Source organism: Mycobacterium sp. NGS56 (genome assembly GCF_059812425.1).
Genome location: NZ_JCALCQ010000004.1, coordinates 86,570 through 102,564, shown reverse-complemented (window position 1 = coordinate 102,564; position 15,995 = coordinate 86,570). Strand labels below are relative to the sequence as shown.

14 protein-coding genes and 1 pseudogene are annotated in these 15,995 nt (G+C 68.2%); 10 read left to right on the top strand and 5 right to left on the bottom strand.

Annotated elements, in window-relative coordinates:
* Positions 1-81: 81 nt before the first annotated feature.
* Genes fmt through ribD form a run of 4 tightly spaced genes read left to right on the top strand, consistent with a single transcriptional unit; the run spans position 82 to position 4,250 of the window.
* On the top strand, positions 82-1,029 hold the full coding sequence (fmt, locus tag AC5Y4F_RS13305; protein WP_499997193.1) for a methionyl-tRNA formyltransferase: 948 nt from the start codon (positions 82-84) through the stop codon (positions 1,027-1,029).
* Entirely contained in the window at positions 1,026-2,480 is a 1,455-nt protein-coding gene (locus tag AC5Y4F_RS13300; RefSeq protein ID WP_499997192.1) for an RsmB/NOP family class I SAM-dependent RNA methyltransferase, read from the top strand. The genes fmt and AC5Y4F_RS13300 overlap by 4 nt, the downstream gene beginning before the upstream one ends.
* Before the next feature lie 49 nt (positions 2,481-2,529).
* Positions 2,530-3,228, top strand: a complete 699-nt coding sequence (rpe, locus tag AC5Y4F_RS13295; protein ID WP_067936615.1) for a ribulose-phosphate 3-epimerase — start codon at positions 2,530-2,532, stop codon at positions 3,226-3,228.
* The gene (ribD, locus tag AC5Y4F_RS13290; protein WP_067936618.1) at positions 3,225-4,250 is read left to right on the top strand and encodes a bifunctional diaminohydroxyphosphoribosylaminopyrimidine deaminase/5-amino-6-(5-phosphoribosylamino)uracil reductase RibD; all 1,026 of its coding nucleotides are present in this window, start codon (positions 3,225-3,227) and stop codon (positions 4,248-4,250) included. The genes rpe and ribD overlap by 4 nt, the downstream gene beginning before the upstream one ends.
* Here ribD and AC5Y4F_RS13285 read toward each other — a convergent pair.
* A complete protein-coding gene (locus tag AC5Y4F_RS13285) occupies positions 4,247-5,827 on the bottom strand; it encodes an MFS transporter (protein ID WP_499997191.1) in 1,581 nt (526 codons plus the stop codon). The two genes, ribD and AC5Y4F_RS13285, sit on opposite strands and share 4 nt — an antisense overlap.
* Positions 5,824-6,531, bottom strand: coding sequence for an LppX_LprAFG lipoprotein (locus AC5Y4F_RS13280; protein ID WP_067936623.1), 708 nt, complete (start codon positions 6,529-6,531; stop codon positions 5,824-5,826). Before AC5Y4F_RS13280 ends, AC5Y4F_RS13285 begins: the two co-directional genes overlap by 4 nt.
* 118 nt (positions 6,532-6,649) lie before the next feature.
* On the opposite strand from AC5Y4F_RS13280, the gene AC5Y4F_RS13275 reads away from it, so the two are divergent.
* The 4 genes from AC5Y4F_RS13275 (at position 6,650) to AC5Y4F_RS13260 (ending at position 9,819) form a co-directional block, all read left to right on the top strand.
* The gene (locus AC5Y4F_RS13275; RefSeq protein ID WP_067936625.1) at positions 6,650-7,249 is read left to right on the top strand and encodes a riboflavin synthase; all 600 of its coding nucleotides are present in this window, start codon (positions 6,650-6,652) and stop codon (positions 7,247-7,249) included.
* Positions 7,250-7,595: 346 nt separating this feature from the next.
* Entirely contained in the window at positions 7,596-8,873 is a 1,278-nt protein-coding gene (locus AC5Y4F_RS13270; protein ID WP_067936710.1) for a bifunctional 3,4-dihydroxy-2-butanone-4-phosphate synthase/GTP cyclohydrolase II, read from the top strand.
* Positions 8,870-9,352, top strand: coding sequence for a 6,7-dimethyl-8-ribityllumazine synthase (gene ribH / locus AC5Y4F_RS13265; RefSeq protein WP_067936627.1), 483 nt, complete (start codon positions 8,870-8,872; stop codon positions 9,350-9,352). Before AC5Y4F_RS13270 ends, ribH begins: the two co-directional genes overlap by 4 nt.
* Positions 9,349-9,819 carry a PH domain-containing protein gene (locus AC5Y4F_RS13260; protein ID WP_499997189.1) on the top strand — a complete coding sequence of 157 codons (471 nt, stop codon included), beginning with the start codon at positions 9,349-9,351 and terminating at the stop codon, positions 9,817-9,819. Before ribH ends, AC5Y4F_RS13260 begins: the two co-directional genes overlap by 4 nt.
* Positions 9,820-9,825: 6 nt before the next feature.
* Here AC5Y4F_RS13260 and AC5Y4F_RS13255 read toward each other — a convergent pair.
* From AC5Y4F_RS13255 to AC5Y4F_RS13245, 3 genes and pseudogenes are all read right to left on the bottom strand, one after another.
* Positions 9,826-10,003 (bottom strand): annotated as a pseudogene (locus AC5Y4F_RS13255) (hemophore-related protein); the annotation flags it as partial.
* Between the two features lie 16 nt (positions 10,004-10,019).
* Positions 10,020-11,498, bottom strand: a complete 1,479-nt coding sequence (locus AC5Y4F_RS13250) for a PPE family protein (protein WP_067936633.1) — start codon at positions 11,496-11,498, stop codon at positions 10,020-10,022.
* Between the two features lie 351 nt (positions 11,499-11,849).
* Positions 11,850-13,031: a cupin domain-containing protein gene (locus AC5Y4F_RS13245; RefSeq protein ID WP_499997457.1), complete on the bottom strand. Its 1,182-nt coding sequence runs from the start codon at positions 13,029-13,031 to the stop codon at positions 11,850-11,852.
* A 102-nt stretch (positions 13,032-13,133) separates the two neighbouring features.
* Here AC5Y4F_RS13245 and uvrC point away from each other — a divergent pair, with 102 nt between their 5' ends.
* A complete protein-coding gene (uvrC, locus tag AC5Y4F_RS13240) occupies positions 13,134-15,077 on the top strand; it encodes an excinuclease ABC subunit UvrC (RefSeq protein ID WP_499997187.1) in 1,944 nt (647 codons plus the stop codon).
* Entirely contained in the window at positions 15,074-15,994 is a 921-nt protein-coding gene (rapZ, locus tag AC5Y4F_RS13235) for an RNase adapter RapZ (RefSeq protein WP_067936639.1), read from the top strand. The genes uvrC and rapZ overlap by 4 nt, the downstream gene beginning before the upstream one ends.
* The last annotated feature ends 1 nt before the right edge of the window (position 15,995 follow it).

Genomic DNA, 15,995 nt, shown 5'->3' with positions numbered 1-15,995 from the left:
GTAGCCATAGGCAATAGTGTACGCACACACGTTCCCGCTCGGGCGGATCCGGCTGCGCACGCCGCTTCCTAGACTGGGTCGGTGCGTCTTGTCTTCGCCGGAACCCCCGAACCCGCGCTCCCCGCGCTGCGCCGCCTCATCGACTCACCACGTCACGAGGTCATCGCGGTGCTGACCCGGCCCGACGCCGCCGCCGGACGGCGCGGCAAGCCGGAGCCGTCACCGGTGGCCCGCGAAGCACTCGACCGCGGTATTCCGGTGCTGCGGCCGTCGCGGCCGAACTCGGAAGAATTCGTCGCGGAGCTCTCGCGGTTGGCACCCGACTGCTGCGCCGTCGTGGCCTACGGCGCGCTGCTGCGCGACGGCTTGCTGGCGGTGCCGCCGCGGGGCTGGATCAACCTGCACTTCTCGCTGCTGCCCGCCTGGCGCGGCGCGGCGCCGGTGCAGGCCGCCATCGCGGCGGGCGACAGCATCACCGGCGCCTCGACATTCCAGATCGAGCCGAGCCTGGACTCGGGTCCGATCTACGGGGTCGTGACCGAGACGATCCGGCCGACCGACACCGCCGGGGAACTGCTTGAGCGACTGGCTGTTTCGGGCGCAGCCCTGCTGTCGACCACACTGGACGGCATCGCCGACGGGACGCTGACGCCGGTGCCGCAACCCGCCGACGGGGTCAGCATCGCGCCCAAGGTCACCGTCGAGCAGGCCCGGGTGCGCTGGGATCTGCCGGCACTGGTCGTCGACCGCCGCATTCGCGCCGTCACCCCCAATCCCGGTGCCTGGACCTTGATCGGCGACCTGCGCGTCAAACTGGGGCCGGTGCAGCTTTTTCAGGATTCTATGCAACCCAAGCCCCCGGAACCGTTGCCGCCCGGCGCTATTCACGTCGACCGCAAGAGCGTCTGGATCGGCACGGGTTCCGGTCCGGTGCGGCTGGGCCAAATCCAGCCGCCCGGAAAGAAATTCATGAACGCGGTCGACTGGGCCCGCGGCGCCCGCCTTGGCCCCGCGGTGCGGGCGACATGAGCACCGGGCGCGACGGATCGCGGCGCGGCCGTTCGGAACGCAACCCGAAACAGCGCGAGCGCCGGCCCCAGCAACGGGACCGCCGACCGCGGCGCCGGCCGCTTGACCCGGCCCGCGCCGCCGCGTTCGACGTGCTTCGGGCGGTCAGTGAGCGCGATGCATACGCGAACCTGGCCCTGCCCGCGCTGCTGCGCGAACGCGAGATCACCGGCCGCGACGCGGCATTCGCCACCGAGCTCACCTACGGCACCTGCCGCACCCGCGGCCTGCTCGACGCCGTGATCGCCGCGGCCGCGGGGCGATCGCCGCAAGCGATCGATCCGGTGCTGCTCGACCTGCTGCGCCTCGGGGCGTATCAGTTGCTGCGCACCCGCGTCGACGCGCACGCCGCGGTGTCCACCACCGTCGAGCAAGCCGGAATCGCATTCGATTCGGCGCGGGCGGGTTTCGTCAATGGAGTCCTTCGCGCCATCTCCGGGCGCGACGAGCACTCCTGGGTCGCCGAGCTGGCCCCCAACCCGACGCAGGATCCGATCGGCCATGCGGCGTTCGTGCATGCCCATCCCCGGTGGATCGCCCAGGCCTTCGCCGATGCGCTGGGCGCCGCCGCGACCGAACTGGACGCGGTACTGGCCAGCGACGACGAACGGCCTCAGGTACATCTGGCCGCCCGCGCCGGCGCACTGACGGCCGCCGAGTTGGCCGACGCGGTCGGCGGGACCGTCGGCCGTTATTCGCCACACGCGGTGTACCTGGCAGGCGGTGATCCCGGACGGCTGGCGCCGGTGCGCGACGGCGTCGCGCTGGTCCAGGATGAGGGCAGCCAGCTAGTGGCCCGGGCGCTGACCCTGGCGCCGGTTGCCGGCGACGGTGGCCGGTGGCTGGACCTGTGCGCCGGGCCGGGTGGCAAGACCGCGCTGCTGGCCTCGTTGGGCATGCAGCAGCACCCGGAGTCCGGGTTCCGGCTCACCGCGGTGGAACCCGCGCCGCGCCGCGCCGATCTGGTGGCCGAAAACACCAGTGGGTTGCCGGTAGACGTGCTGCGAATCGACGGGCGAGAGACAGGTCTGGAACCGACCTTCGACCGGGTGCTCGTCGACGCGCCCTGCACCGGGCTGGGGGCGCTGCGCCGCAGGCCGGAGGCCCGGTGGCGCCGTCAGCCCGCCGACGTGCCGACGCTGACCAAGCTGCAGCGCGAGCTGCTGGGCGCCGCGATCGCGCTGACCCGTCCCGGCGGCGTGGTGCTCTACGCGACCTGCTCGCCGCACCTGGCCGAAACCGTCGGCGTGGTCGCCGACGCGCTGCGCCGCCACCCGGTCAGCGAACTGGACACCCGGCCGATGTTCGCGCCCGTCTCCGACCTGGGCGACGGGCCGCACGTGCAGCTCTGGCCGCATCGGCACGGCACCGACGCGATGTTCGCGGCCGCGCTACGCCGCGAGGCGGGGTAGGGGCGCGCCGGATGTGAAACGGGCCGTGCGGCTCAGTAGTCTGGCGCTCATGCCTCGCAATACGGAACCGTTGAAGGGGCCTCTGATCGCGCCGTCGATCCTTTCCGCTGACTTCTCCCGGCTCGCCGACGAAGCCGCCGCCGTGACCGGCGCCGACTGGTTGCACGTCGACGTCATGGACAACCACTTCGTGCCGAATCTGACCTTCGGGCTGCCCGTGGTCGAGAGCCTGCTGGCGGCCACCACCATCCCGATGGACTGTCATCTGATGATCGAGAACCCCGACCGCTGGGCGCCCCCGTACGCCGAGGCGGGGGCGTACAACGTCACCTTCCACGCCGAGGCCACCCAGAATCCGATCGCGGTGGCCCGCGATATCCGCGCCGCCGGCGCCAAGGCGGGCATCAGCGTCAAGCCGGGAACCCCGCTGGAGCCCTACCTGGAAATCCTGCCGCAGTTCGACACCCTGCTCATCATGTCGGTCGAGCCCGGGTTCGGCGGCCAGAGCTTCATCCCCGACGTGCTGAGCAAGGTGCGCACCGCGCGCAAGCTCATCGAGGCGGGGGAGTTGACGATCCTGGTCGAAATCGACGGCGGCATCAACGAGGACACCATCGAACAGGCCGCCGAGGCCGGCGTCGATTGCTTCGTCGCCGGGTCGGCCGTCTACGGCGCCGATGACCCGCAGGCCGCGATCGACGCGTTGCGGCGCCAGGCCGCCAACGCATCCCCGCACCTGCGTCGATGACGGTTCCGCCGGGCGACAGCCTTGACGCCGCGATGCGCCTGGCGATCGACCAGTCCAATCACGTCAAGGGGACCACGTATCCCAACCCACCGGTGGGGGCGGTCGTCTTGAACGCCGGTGGCGAGGTGGTCGGTGTCGGCGCGACCGAACCGGCCGGTGGCCGTCACGCCGAGATCCTGGCGCTGCGGCGCGCCGGTGATCTCGCGGCACGGGGCACTGTCGTGGTCACCCTCGAGCCGTGCAACCACTACGGCAGAACCCCACCGTGCGTGAACGCCCTGCTGGAAGCGAAGGTCGGCAGCGTGGTGTACGCCGTTGCCGATCCGAACCCGGAAGCCTCCGGTGGAGCGGCCCGGCTCGAGGAAGCCGGCGTAACGGTGCGGTCCGGCGTGCTGGCCGACGAGGTGACCGCCGGCCCGCTGCGGGAGTGGCTGCACAAGCAACGGACCGGGCTCCCACATCTGACTTGGAAATACGCCAGCAGCGTCGATGGCCGCAGCGCGGCGGCGGACGGCTCCAGCCAGTGGATTTCCAGCGAGGCGTCGCGGCTGGATCTGCACCGCCGCCGCGCGGCCGCCGACGCGATCGTGGTGGGGACCGGCACCGTGCTGGCCGACGACCCGGCGTTGACCGCCCGGCTGCCCGACGGCTCGCTGGCCGACCGGCAACCGCTGCGAGTCGTCGTCGGGAAGCGTGAAATACCCTCGGAGGCAAAGGTTCTCAATGAGGACTCGCGGACCATGCTGATCCGCACGCACGATCCACTAGAGGTGCTCAAGGCCGTGTCGGACCGCACCGATGTGCTGCTGGAGGGCGGCCCGACCCTAGCGGGCGCCTTCCTGCGGGCCGGGGTGGTCAACCGGATTCTGGCCTACATCGCGCCGACCCTGCTGGGCGGCCCCGTCACGGCGGTCGACGACGTGGGGGTGACCACGATCGGGCGGGCGCTGCGCTGGCAGTTCGACGGCATCGACCGGATCGGACCCGACCTGGTGCTCAGCCTGGTGCCGCGCAGCGGTTAGCGCTCGCCCAGCGAGACCGCTTGCGGCTCAGGGATTTCCGGCTCTTCGGCGTGCTCTTTACGCCCGCCGAGCAACAGGCCCAGCAGGGCGCCCGCGATACAGATCACGACGGTGGCCAAGAAGATGTCGCCGTACATCTGCGCGAAGGCCTTCAGGTACAGCGTGCCCTGCGCGGCGATGCGCTCCAGCAGGGTGGCGTCGGGCGGGATCGAGGCGGTCAGGTTCGCGACGATCTGGTTGAACCGGTACAGGCCCCACGCGCTGAGCGCGGCCACACCGATGAGCATGCCGGTCATCCGGGCCACCACCACCGCCGCCGAGGCGATGCCATGTTGGGCGGACGGCACCACGCGCAGCGCGGCGGAGGTCAGCGGCCCGATCACCAGGCCGAGGCCAATGCCGGGCACCAGCAGGTCGGCGTGCAGCACGGGCACGCTGAACAGCCCGAAGATGTTGTGCTTCTGGTTCAGCACGTCCTGGCGCCAGAAGTGGATCAGCCAGTAGCCGTACGCCGCGATCAGCAGCCCGACGAAGGTCATGATGCGGTCACCGACCCGGGTGGCGATCCACCCGCCCAGCACCGCCCCAATCGGCAAAGCGATCAAAAACCACAGCAACAGGCCGGCGGCCTGCGTCTGATCCTGTCCCAGCACGCCCTGGCCGAACAGTTCCACGTCCACCAGCGTCACCATCAGCGCGGCACCGGCGAACAGCGAGGCGCCCAGCGCGGCCAGGAACGGGCGGAAGTGCACCCCCGCCGGTTCGATCAGCCGGGTGCGGGCGAAGCGTTCCCAGAGCAGGAACAGCACCGCCACCACGACCGCCCCGATGACCAGCGGCAACCCATAGCTCGGCAGGATCTGCTTGCCGTCGGGTTGCGGGTTGTAGAGACCGATCACGGCGAGGCCCAGGGCGACCGCCAGCAGCACACCACCGACCAGGTCGACCTTTTCGGGCTCCTCGACCCGTTGGTGCGACGGCAGGCTGAACTGGATCATCACCATCGCGATGAGGGTCAGCGGGACGTTGATCCAGAACACATAGCGCCAGTCGTGTGTCAAGAAGACGATGAAAATCCCGTACAGCGGGCCCAGCACGCTGCCGAGCTCCTGCGCGGCGCCGATGCCGCCCAGCACACCGGCGCGGTTGCGCTGCGACCATAGATCGGCGCCCAGCGCGAGGGTCACCGGCAACAGCGCGCCACTGGCCACGCCCTGGATGGTGCGGCCGCCGACCAGCAGGTGGAAATCGCCCCAGTGACCGGCCAGCGCGGTGACCACCGAGCCGACGATGAACAGCGCCAGGCTGACCTGCAGCACCAGCTTGCGGCCGAACCGGTCGGAGGCTCGGCCCAGCAGGGGCATGGCGGCGATGTACCCCAGCAGGTACATCGTGATGATCCAGGTGATGCGCTGCAACTGGTTAATCGGTATGTGAACGTCGGTCATGATGTCGCGCATGATCGTCACGACGACATAGGCGTCCAGGGCGCCCAGCAGGACCGCGAGGCTGCCCGCGCTGATCGCTACGCGGCGTCCGGTTTGGTGCCCCGCTGGGACTTCGGTTGCCGTGGTCACTGGCTCACCGGGGGCTTGGTGACCTGAACCTGCTGGCCCCAGTTGGACAGGGTGATCTGGGCGGTGTTGCCCGAGCTCTTCTGCAGGTTGGCCTGGACCAGCTGGTGGTCACCGCTCTCTTGGATCCATACCGTGCTCGGCACCGGCTGCGTCGCGTTGAACTGCGGGACGATCTTGTTCACCGCGTCCGCGGAGACGTTTCCACTGATCCGAATCGTGTTCTGCCCGTTGATGTTGTCGCGGCCCTCGGCTTTGGCGTCGCTGAAGTGCGCCAGCACGTTGCCCAGCCCGGTGTCGGGGTTCAGCAGCACCGAAACGTCGTAGATGTCGGAGGCCTTGCCGAAGTCACTCCACTTGTTCGGGGTGAGGGCGGCGTACAGGGTCCCGTCGACCACCACGAAGTTGGCGTCGATATCGGACCCGCCCAGGGTGATCGTCGCGTTGCCCTTAGCGGCGGTGGCAGGCGCCGTGGCGAGGTCACCGGTGAGCGTCTTGAGCGGTAGCCCCTGAATCTTGCCCTGAACGCTCAGCACGAGGTGCGCGCTCTTCACATTCTTGGTGGCGTCGGCGGACTGCTTGACCAAGGTCGCGGCGTCGGGGAGCGGTGCGCCACTCTGCTTTGAGCCCGACGAGCAGCCGGCGATCAAGGCGGTGGCGAGGGTCAGGGATGCGATGACGGCCGATAGACGGCGGCGGGTCTGCATACTGTGCATCGTAGAGGGTGCCGGTGACTGCTCTGGTGAACGCGGGGTGCCGGTGTCGCCCGGATGCCGGCCTTTGTGGTGCTCATCTGCCTGCGAGAGGGCCAATTAGCCTAGGAGGATGTTTACCGGGATTGTCGAGGAACTCGGCGAGGTGACTGCTCGCGACGTCCTTTCCGACGCCGCGCGGCTGACCATTCGCGGCGCCGTCGTGACGGCCGACGCGGGCCATGGCGATTCAATCGCCGTCAACGGCGTGTGCCTGACCGTTGCCGAGCTGTTGCCCGGCGGTCAGTTCACCGCCGACGTCATGGCCGAATCGCTCAACCGTTCCAATCTGGGCGAACTGCAGGTCGGCAGCCGGGTGAACCTGGAGCGCGCCGCGGCGGTCAACAGCCGGCTCGGCGGCCACATCGTGCAGGGGCACGTCGACGGGACTGGGCGCATCGCGGCCCGCACGCCGTCCGAGCACTGGGAAGTAGTACGAATCGAGATGCCCGGCGAGGTGTCCCGCTATGTCGTGGAAAAGGGATCGATCACCGTCGACGGGATTTCGCTGACGGTGTCGGGGCTGGGCGACGAGCCGGGGAACTGGTTCGAGGTCTCCCTGATTCCCACCACCCGCGAATTGACCACCTTGGGCCGCGCTCCGGTCGGGACGCGGGTGAACCTGGAGGTCGATGTCATAGCCAAGTATGTCGAGCGGTTGCTGGCCCGATAATTCTCTGGACAGCCGAAACGGGCCACCGGCCAACGACGGGGCAACGAAATGTGATCCCGGCAACGATTACGCGACGCCGTCGGACGGTGAGCGGCATCGGTCCGGCACCGGGACGGCGGTGGATTCCGTGGCGACGGGGATAAGCGCGGGGGCATCGGAGGTGGTCAGGGCATCGGCGCGGCCGATGCGCTCGGCGGCGCAACGGCACCCGAGGCCGTCCCACTGATCAAACCGCGGCAATAACGGGGACGCCCCAGTGGTTCATACTGAATGCAACACGTGGGCTTCTCATGTGAGCCGATCCGACAGTGTTCCCGCCGGCCTGCGGGAACGGCGAGGTAGCAAGATGACGAGGTTGGACTCCGTCGAGAGGGCGGTTGCCGACATCGCCGCCGGTAAGGCCGTCATCGTCATCGACGACGAGGACCGCGAGAACGAGGGCGATCTGATCTTCGCCGCGGAGAAGGCGACGCCGGAGATGGTGGCCTTCATGGTGCGCTACACCTCGGGATATCTCTGTGTGCCGTTGGATGGTGAGATCTGCGACCGGCTCGGGCTGCTGCCGATGTATGCGGTGAACCAGGACAAGCACGGCACCGCATACACCGTCACAGTCGACGCGCGACGGGGTGTGGGCACCGGGATTTCCGCCTCGGACCGGGCGACCACCATGCGCCTGCTGGCCGATCCCACCAGCGCCGCCGACGACTTCACCCGGCCGGGACACGTGGTTCCGTTGCGCGCCAAGGACGGCGGCGTGTTGCGCCGTCCCGGTCACACCGAGGCCGCCGTCGACCTCGCCCGGCTGGCTGGGCTGCAGCCCGCGGGCGCCATCTGCGAGATCGTCAGCCAAAAAGACGAGGGCGCGATGGCCCAGACCGACGAATTGCGGGTGTTCGCCGACGAACACGACCTGGCGATGATCACCATCGCCGACCTGATCGAATGGCGGCGCAAGCACGAGAAGCACATCGCCCGGATCGCCGAGGCGCGGATCCCGACGCGGCACGGCGAGTTTCGTGCCATCGGCTACGCCAGCATCTACGAGGACGTCGAACACGTCGCGCTGGTGCGCGGCGACATCGCCGGGCCCGACTTCGATGGCGACGACGTGCTGGTGCGCGTGCACTCCGAATGCCTGACCGGCGACGTATTCGGGTCGCGCCGCTGCGACTGCGGACCCCAGCTGGACGCGGCGATGGCGATGGTCGCCCGCGAGGGACGCGGCGTCGTGCTGTACATGCGCGGGCACGAGGGCCGCGGCATCGGGTTGATGCACAAGCTGCAGGCCTATCAATTGCAGGACGCTGGTGAAGACACGGTCGACGCCAATCTCAAGCTCGGATTACCGGCTGATGCAAGGGATTACGGTATCGGCGCGCAGATATTGGTGGATCTCGGGGTTCGTTCGATGCGGCTGCTGACCAACAACCCGGCCAAACGGGTCGGGCTGGACGGGTACGGCCTGCACATCATCGAGCGCGTGCCGCTGCCGGTGCGTGCCAACGCGGAGAACATCCGATACCTGATGACCAAACGTGACAAGATGGGCCACGACCTGGTCGGCTTGGACGACTTTCACGAATCCGCTCATCTGCCAGGTGAATTCGGCGGTGCGTTGTGAGCGGTGGCGCCGGCGTGCCGGAAATACCGGCGCTTGACGCCTCTGGTGTGCGGCTCGGCATCGTGGCAAGCACCTGGCACAGTGAGATCTGCGATGCGCTGCTCGACGGCGCACGCAAAGTCGCCGCCGACTCGGGTATCGATGACCCGACGGTGGTCCGCGTGCTCGGTGCGATCGAAATCCCAGTGGTGGCACAGGAGCTCGCCCGCGACCATGATGCCGTCGTCGCGCTCGGCGTCGTGATCCGCGGTCAGACACCGCATTTCGAATATGTCTGCGATGCGGTAACCCAGGGCCTGACGCGGGTCTCACTGGACGCCTCCACGCCCGTCGCCAATGGCGTGCTGACCACTGACAACGAGCAGCAGGCCCTGGATCGGGCCGGGCTTCCGGCATCGGCTGAGGACAAAGGGGCCCAAGCCGCCGGGGCGGCCCTGTCCGCCGCGCTCACGCTGCGCGAGTTGCGCGCTCGGTCGTGACGTCGCCGTCGGACCGCGAGAGCTGGGATGCGGTGTTGCGTCCGCATCGCACGCCGTTATTCGCTTATGGGGCGGCATTCCTCATCGCCGCGGCGCACATCGCGGTGGGGGCGCTGCTCAAGGTGGGCTCCACCGGGGTTGTCTTTCAGACCTCCGATCAGGTGGCGATCGCGGCGCTGGGTTTGGTCATCGCAGGCGTGGTGCTGTTGTTCGCGCGGCCGCGGCTGCGAGTGGGGCAGGCCGGCGTTTCAGTGAGAAATCTGTTGGGCGACAAGCTGATCGAATGGCCAGATGTTGTCGGAGTGTCGTTCCCGGTGGGCCACCGATGGGCGCGAATCGACTTACCCGACGACGAGTACATACCGGTGATGGCCATCCAGGCCGTCGACAAGGGACGCGCCGTAAACGCCATGGACACGGTGCGGTGTCTGCTGAGGCGCTATCGACCGGACTTGCAGACGCACTGAGCGCTACCATCGGCCCGCCGCCGCATTTTCGGCGTGCACAGCCCGTATCGCCTGGTCGTAGTCAAGTGGTATTAAACATCGGACCGTAAGCGGGGTCGGCCGATGCGACCCCGGCTCCAGCGGTCGACGACAGTGCCACCCCGCCGATGGTGACGGCCACGTTGACCAAGCGGCGCTTCATCATTGACGGACACCCATTACTAACCCCGCGATGGATCGTCCGCCTGCGGGTTTGTTCCTTCCTCGGTCTCGGGATTCCAGCTGTTCGGCAGCAGCGGCAGACTCGGGCTGTCCTCCAACGAAGCGCCGGCAACTGTGGTCAAGCCTCCTGGAGCGGCGCCGGCGGCGCGAGCGGTGCCGGCGAACCCCATGCGCCCGGCACCCAGATCCGAAGCCGTCGTCGGGGGCTCATCGGATTCCACCCGGCGATCTTGGTCGAGGTATTCGTAGCGGTGACCGGGGTCGGTCAGACTCGTCCGGTGGCGCCGGCGCCGCCGGGACGGTTCTCGTGGGGCCGCGACCGCTGCCGCCGCGACGGCGTCGACCTTGGGCGACTTCTGCTCCGCGCGGGAGCCGACGCTCATGCCCGTGCCGGCCCCGAGGCCGGGAGGGCCGACCACATAGGGGTAGCCGAACGCCGGGACCCCGGGCGCGGGCGGAACCGGCGTAGCGGCGGACGTCGAGGCGACGGCGGGGGCGGGCGCATGCATTGGGGCGGTGGCCGGCGTGGCAGCGGGCGCTCCGAGGCCGGGGGCCATCGCAACGGGCGCTTCAGTGTGGGACGGAGCAGGCACTGCCGTCGCACCGGGCAGCGTGGGCGCGGGTTGAGCCGCGCTCGCCAACCCGGCCAGCCCCGCCAAACCGGGCGCACTGGCAACCGGGATGAAGGGGGCGATCAGGCCGAAGGAGAGCTGGGTCAATTCCGGCACCTGCGGGGCGAAGTACAAAAGCGACTCTCCGGCCCAGTGTGGAACCTCGGTGACCAGCAACGGGTCGGTCATCAGGTCCGAGAGTGTCGCGGACGGGTTCGAGGGCGACTGGCTCAGGTCCCCGCTGATGGCCCTCGCCACTTCCTGCACGCGAGTTACCCACCAGCTCAACTGAGTTGGGTTTCCGCCGGCGTCCTGGTTGGGGACGTCGGTCTTCTGAATCGCCGGCGGCGGGGCGGTGGGTGGCTTCCACGTCATCGCGGTCTCGGAGACGGCTTCGTAGATCGCCATTGTGGTGGCCGCCTGCAGCCACATCTGCAGATACTCGATCTCGTTCTGGGCGATCGGAATCGTATTGACACCAAAGAAATTCGTCGCCACCAGCTGCGCGAAGACGGCGTGGTTGGTGGCCAGCTCCTCCAGCGTCGGCATGGCAGACAGTGCGGCGGTGTAGGCCGCGGTCACGGTCTCGGACTCGAGGGCCGCCGCGGTGCTGTTGGCGCTGTTCTGCAAGAGCCATGCCAGATATGGCACATGGGCGGCCACGAATGCCTCCGCGCTGGGTCCTTGCCACGTGCCGGCCTGCACCGCCGCCAGCAAGTCGCCGAGTTCCTGGGCGGCGGTGTCATATTCGGCACTGAGCGCTTGCCACGCCTGCTCCGCCGACAGTAAGGATCCGGGCCCGGGGCCACTGGACAGCGCCGCCGAATGCACCTCCGGGGGGAAGGCGGCCCAGATCGGCATGGTCATCGCCGGCCGTCCGCGTGCGCCCGTGCTGCCATGTTGCCCTCCTCCCGACCCAACCGGTCAGCGGTCCCGCGGTGGCCGGCGGCGCACCGATCAGCCTCGCGGGAGCGCGTTATCCGGCCTCTCAGTGGCTTTTCGGCGTTTCAGCGATGCGACAACTGCGGGCCGGCGAAGACGCAGCCGCCGCCATCGCGTCGTCAGTCAACTGACCCGTCCATGTGCTGAGACGGGCCAGCTGTGCGATAGGGACAGCGACGGCAGGAACGTTAGCCCGCACATACAGTATTTTACGCAGAAAATAACCGCAAAGACGGATATAAATCCGCATTTTCACTGGAAATGCGAAGCTAACTGTCAGCCATCGGACAGCCGGACGAGGAATCCGTTCAGGATCAGCGTCTGGGCCAGCCCCGTCTGTTGCCCTGCGCTGAGCCCGGGCAGATCGCCCACCCGAAACGCCCCGGTGCTGCGGGCCAAAAACAGCATCGCCGCTTCATGGTCGGCGCCGGCGCCCACCGACAGCTGAGCGAACTGCAGGACGACGCGGTCCTCTACGCGCGCAACTCGCGCGTAGAGCGGTTCATACTTGGCGACCAGCGTCTGCCCGTCGATGCCCACCGTGTCTTTGACCCGCCCGACCGGAGGGCATCGGCCGCGCCGGACCAAGACCTCGGCCAGCGCGTCGAGGCTTTCGGTGAGGATCTGCGGATCCTCGACGGCTCGCAGGGTGTCCCGGACGGAGTCGTCCAGGCCGGCGCGGGCGGCTACGTCATCCAGGTGTCGCGGCGGCAGGCGGTCGTGCACGCGCGGGTCGCGCAAACTGAGCGCATACAGCGCGTGGGTGAGGAGCGTGAGCACGGTGGGCGCATGCAGCCCGATCGTCAAATGGACCGACGGCTCGGAGTGCGTTTCGGCCGAATGCACTTGGCCGCGGGGCAGATACAGCACATCGCCGGGCTGCATGCGCACATCGGTCGACGCGGTGGGCTCGGCCGTCCCCACCCCTTTGCGCCGCTGGATCTCATGCGGCGGCACGGCGGCAGCACCGGACACATGCCACGTCTTGGATCCCTGGATCTGCAGGACCAGCACGTCGTGGGGGTCGTAGTGCGGGACGAAGCCGGTCGATTCCGGTGGGGTGACGTAGGCGTTGACCCGTGTCGGGAAGTTCAGTTCGACTTCGATGGAGTGCGACAACGACGCGATCGTGCGTGAGTATCGCTCGAGTCCGTTCAAGACCATGGTGTAGCCGTCGGCCAGGCAGAGTCGTATCCGGACCGGGTCCAGGCCGCCATCGGCGCGTCGGTAGGTCCCCGGATCCTTGTCCTCGCCGCTTTTGACGAGCCGCACGGCCGACGGTTCCGGCTGCACCTGTTCCAGGAGCCCGTCCACGGCCGAGGGGCCGGGCAGCAGCCCGGCGAAGTAACCCGGCTGGCATCGCTTGATGTGGTGGTGCCTGCTTGCCCAGATCTCCGCGAGGAACGAGTCGACCGGGACAGGCTGCAGCAACCAGGCTAGCGAGGACTCGACGGTGATCCCCCCAAAACATCGTGGCGACCGGTATGCACCACAGTAGACCGGCACTCGCGCGCGCCCCGCCTTTCTCGGCGCTGGGCCGGCGGCTACTAGCCTGGGTCTGTGCCCGATCCCGCCACCTATCGCCCCGCCCCCGGGTCCATTCCGGTGGAGCCTGGCGTCTACCGATTCCGGGATCCGCACGGGCGAGTCATCTACGTCGGCAAGGCCAAGAGCCTACGCAGCCGGCTGACGTCATACTTCGCCGACATCTCCAGCCTGCACCCGCGCACCAGGCAGATGGTGACTACCGCGGCCAAGGTGGAGTGGACGGTGGTCAACACCGAAGTCGAGGCGCTGCAGCTCGAATACAACTGGATCAAGGAGTTCGACCCGCGGTTCAACGTCCGCTATCGCGACGACAAAACCTATCCGGTGCTGGCGGTGACCCTCAACGAGGAGTTCCCGCGGCTGATGGTCTATCGCGGTCCCCGCCGCAACGGGGTGCGATATTTCGGGCCGTACTCGCACGCGTGGGCCATCCGCGAGACGCTGGACCTGCTCACCCGAGTGTTTCCGGCCCGTACGTGCTCGGCGGGAGTGTTCAAGCGGCACAAGCAGATTGACCGTCCCTGCCTGCTCGGCTACATCGACAAATGCTCGGCGCCGTGTATCGGTAGGGTCAGTGCGGAACAGCACCGCCAGATCGTGGACGATTTCTGCGACTTCCTGTCCGGCAAGACCGACCGGTTCGCCCGCGAGCTGGAGCAGCAAATGAACGCCGCGGCCGAGCAACTCGATTTCGAGCGGGCCGCTCGACTGCGCGACGACCTGGGCGCGGTGAAGAGGGCGATGGAGAAACAGGCCGTCGTCCTCGGCGACGGCACCGACGCCGATGTGGTGGCGTTCGCCGACGACGAACTCGAGGCCGCGGTGCAGGTGTTCCACGTGCGTGGCGGCCGGGTGCGCGGTCAGCGCGGCTGGATCGTCGAAAAGTCCGCGGAAGCCGGTGATTCTGGCGAGGAACAGCTGGTCGAGCAGTTTCTGACGCAGTTCTACGGCGAGCAGGCCGAATTGGGCGGCGCCGCAGACGAATCCACCAACCCGGTGCCGCGCGAGGTGCTGGTGCCGTGTCTGCCGTCCAACGCCGGCGAGCTGACCAGTTGGCTGTCCGGGCTGCGCGGATCGCGGGTGGCGCTGCGGGTGCCGCAGCGCGGTGACAAACGGGCGCTGGCCGAAACGGTACAGCGCAACGCCAAAGAGGCACTGCAGCAACACAAGCTGAGGCGCGCCGGCGATTTCAACGCCAGATCCGCTGCGCTGCAGAACATCCAGGAGGCCCTCGGCTTGTCCGACGCGCCGCTGCGCATCGAATGTGTGGACATCAGCCATGTGCAGGGCACCGACGTGGTGGGCTCGCTGGTGGTGTTCGAGGACGGACTGCCGCGCAAATCGGACTACCGGCACTTCGCCATCCGGGAAGCCGCCGGGCAGGGGCGCTCCGACGACGTCGCCTCCATCGCCGAGGTGACCCGTCGCCGCTTCGCGCGGCACCTGGCCGAACAAAACGACCCGAATATGCTTTCACCGGAAGGAAAGTCTCGCCGCTTCGCCTATCCGCCCAATCTCTACGTCGTCGACGGCGGTGCGCCACAAGTCAACGCGGCCAGCGCGGTGCTCGAGGAACTCGGCATCACCGATGTCGCCGTGATCGGCCTGGCCAAGCGACTGGAAGAGGTGTGGGTACCCTCGGAGCCCGACCCCGTCATCATGCCGCGCAACAGCGAAGGGCTATATCTGTTGCAACGCGTCCGTGACGAAGCGCATCGGTTCGCGATCACCTACCATCGCAGCAAGCGATCCAAGCGAATGACGGCATCGGTGCTGGATTCGGTGCCAGGCTTGGGAGAATATCGCCGCAAGGCGTTGGTAAGCCATTTCGGATCGATAGCCCGCCTCAAGGAGGCCACCGTCGACCAGATCACTGCGGTTCCCGGGATCGGGGTGGCAACAGCCACGGCCGTTGTGGAGGCGCTGCGACCCGAACAAACCGAGGCCGCCCCATGACGGGCCCAGGTGAGTTCGCGGGCGGTCGCTCGGTGGACGCCCCGGCCGGCATCGACGTGGTGCTGGTGACCGGATTGTCGGGCGCTGGGCGGGGTACCGCGGCCAAGGTGCTCGAAGACCTCGGCTGGTACGTGGCGGACAACTTACCCCCGCAGCTGATCACCCGGATGGTCGATTTCGGTCTGGCCGCCGGCTCGCGGATCACCCAGCTGGCGGTGGTGATGGACGTGCGGTCGCGCGGCTTCACCGGCGATCTGGATTCGGTGCGCACCGAGCTGGCCACCCGAAACATCGCCCCGCGCGTGGTGTTCATGGAAGCATCCGACGACATGTTGGTTCGCCGCTACGAACAGAATCGTCGCAGCCACCCGCTGCAGGGTGATCAGACCCTGGCCGAGGGCATTGCCGCTGAGCGGCGCATGCTGGCATCGGTTCGCGCCACCGCCGACCTGATCATCGACACATCGACGTTGTCCGTGCGCGGCTTGCGCGAGACCATCGAGCGGGCATTCGGCGGCGCCGCCAGCGCGACCACCAGCGTCACGGTCGAGTCGTTCGGCTTCAAGTACGGCCTGCCGATGGACGCCGACATGGTGATGGACGTGCGGTTCCTGCCGAACCCGCACTGGGTCGACGAATTGCGTCCACGCACCGGGCAGGATCCGGCGGTGCGCGATTATGTGTTGAGCCAGCCCGGCGCGGCGGAGTTCCTCGACGCCTACCATCGATTGCTGACTCTGGTCGTCGACGGCTACCGCCGGGAGGGCAAGCGCTATATGACGGTCGCCATCGGCTGCACCGGCGGCAAACATCGCAGCGTCGCGATCGCCGAGGCGTTGATGCAGTTGCTGAACGCCCAGAAGGGGGAAGCGCAACTGTCGGTGCGGGTGCTGCACCGGGATCTGGGCCGCGAATGAC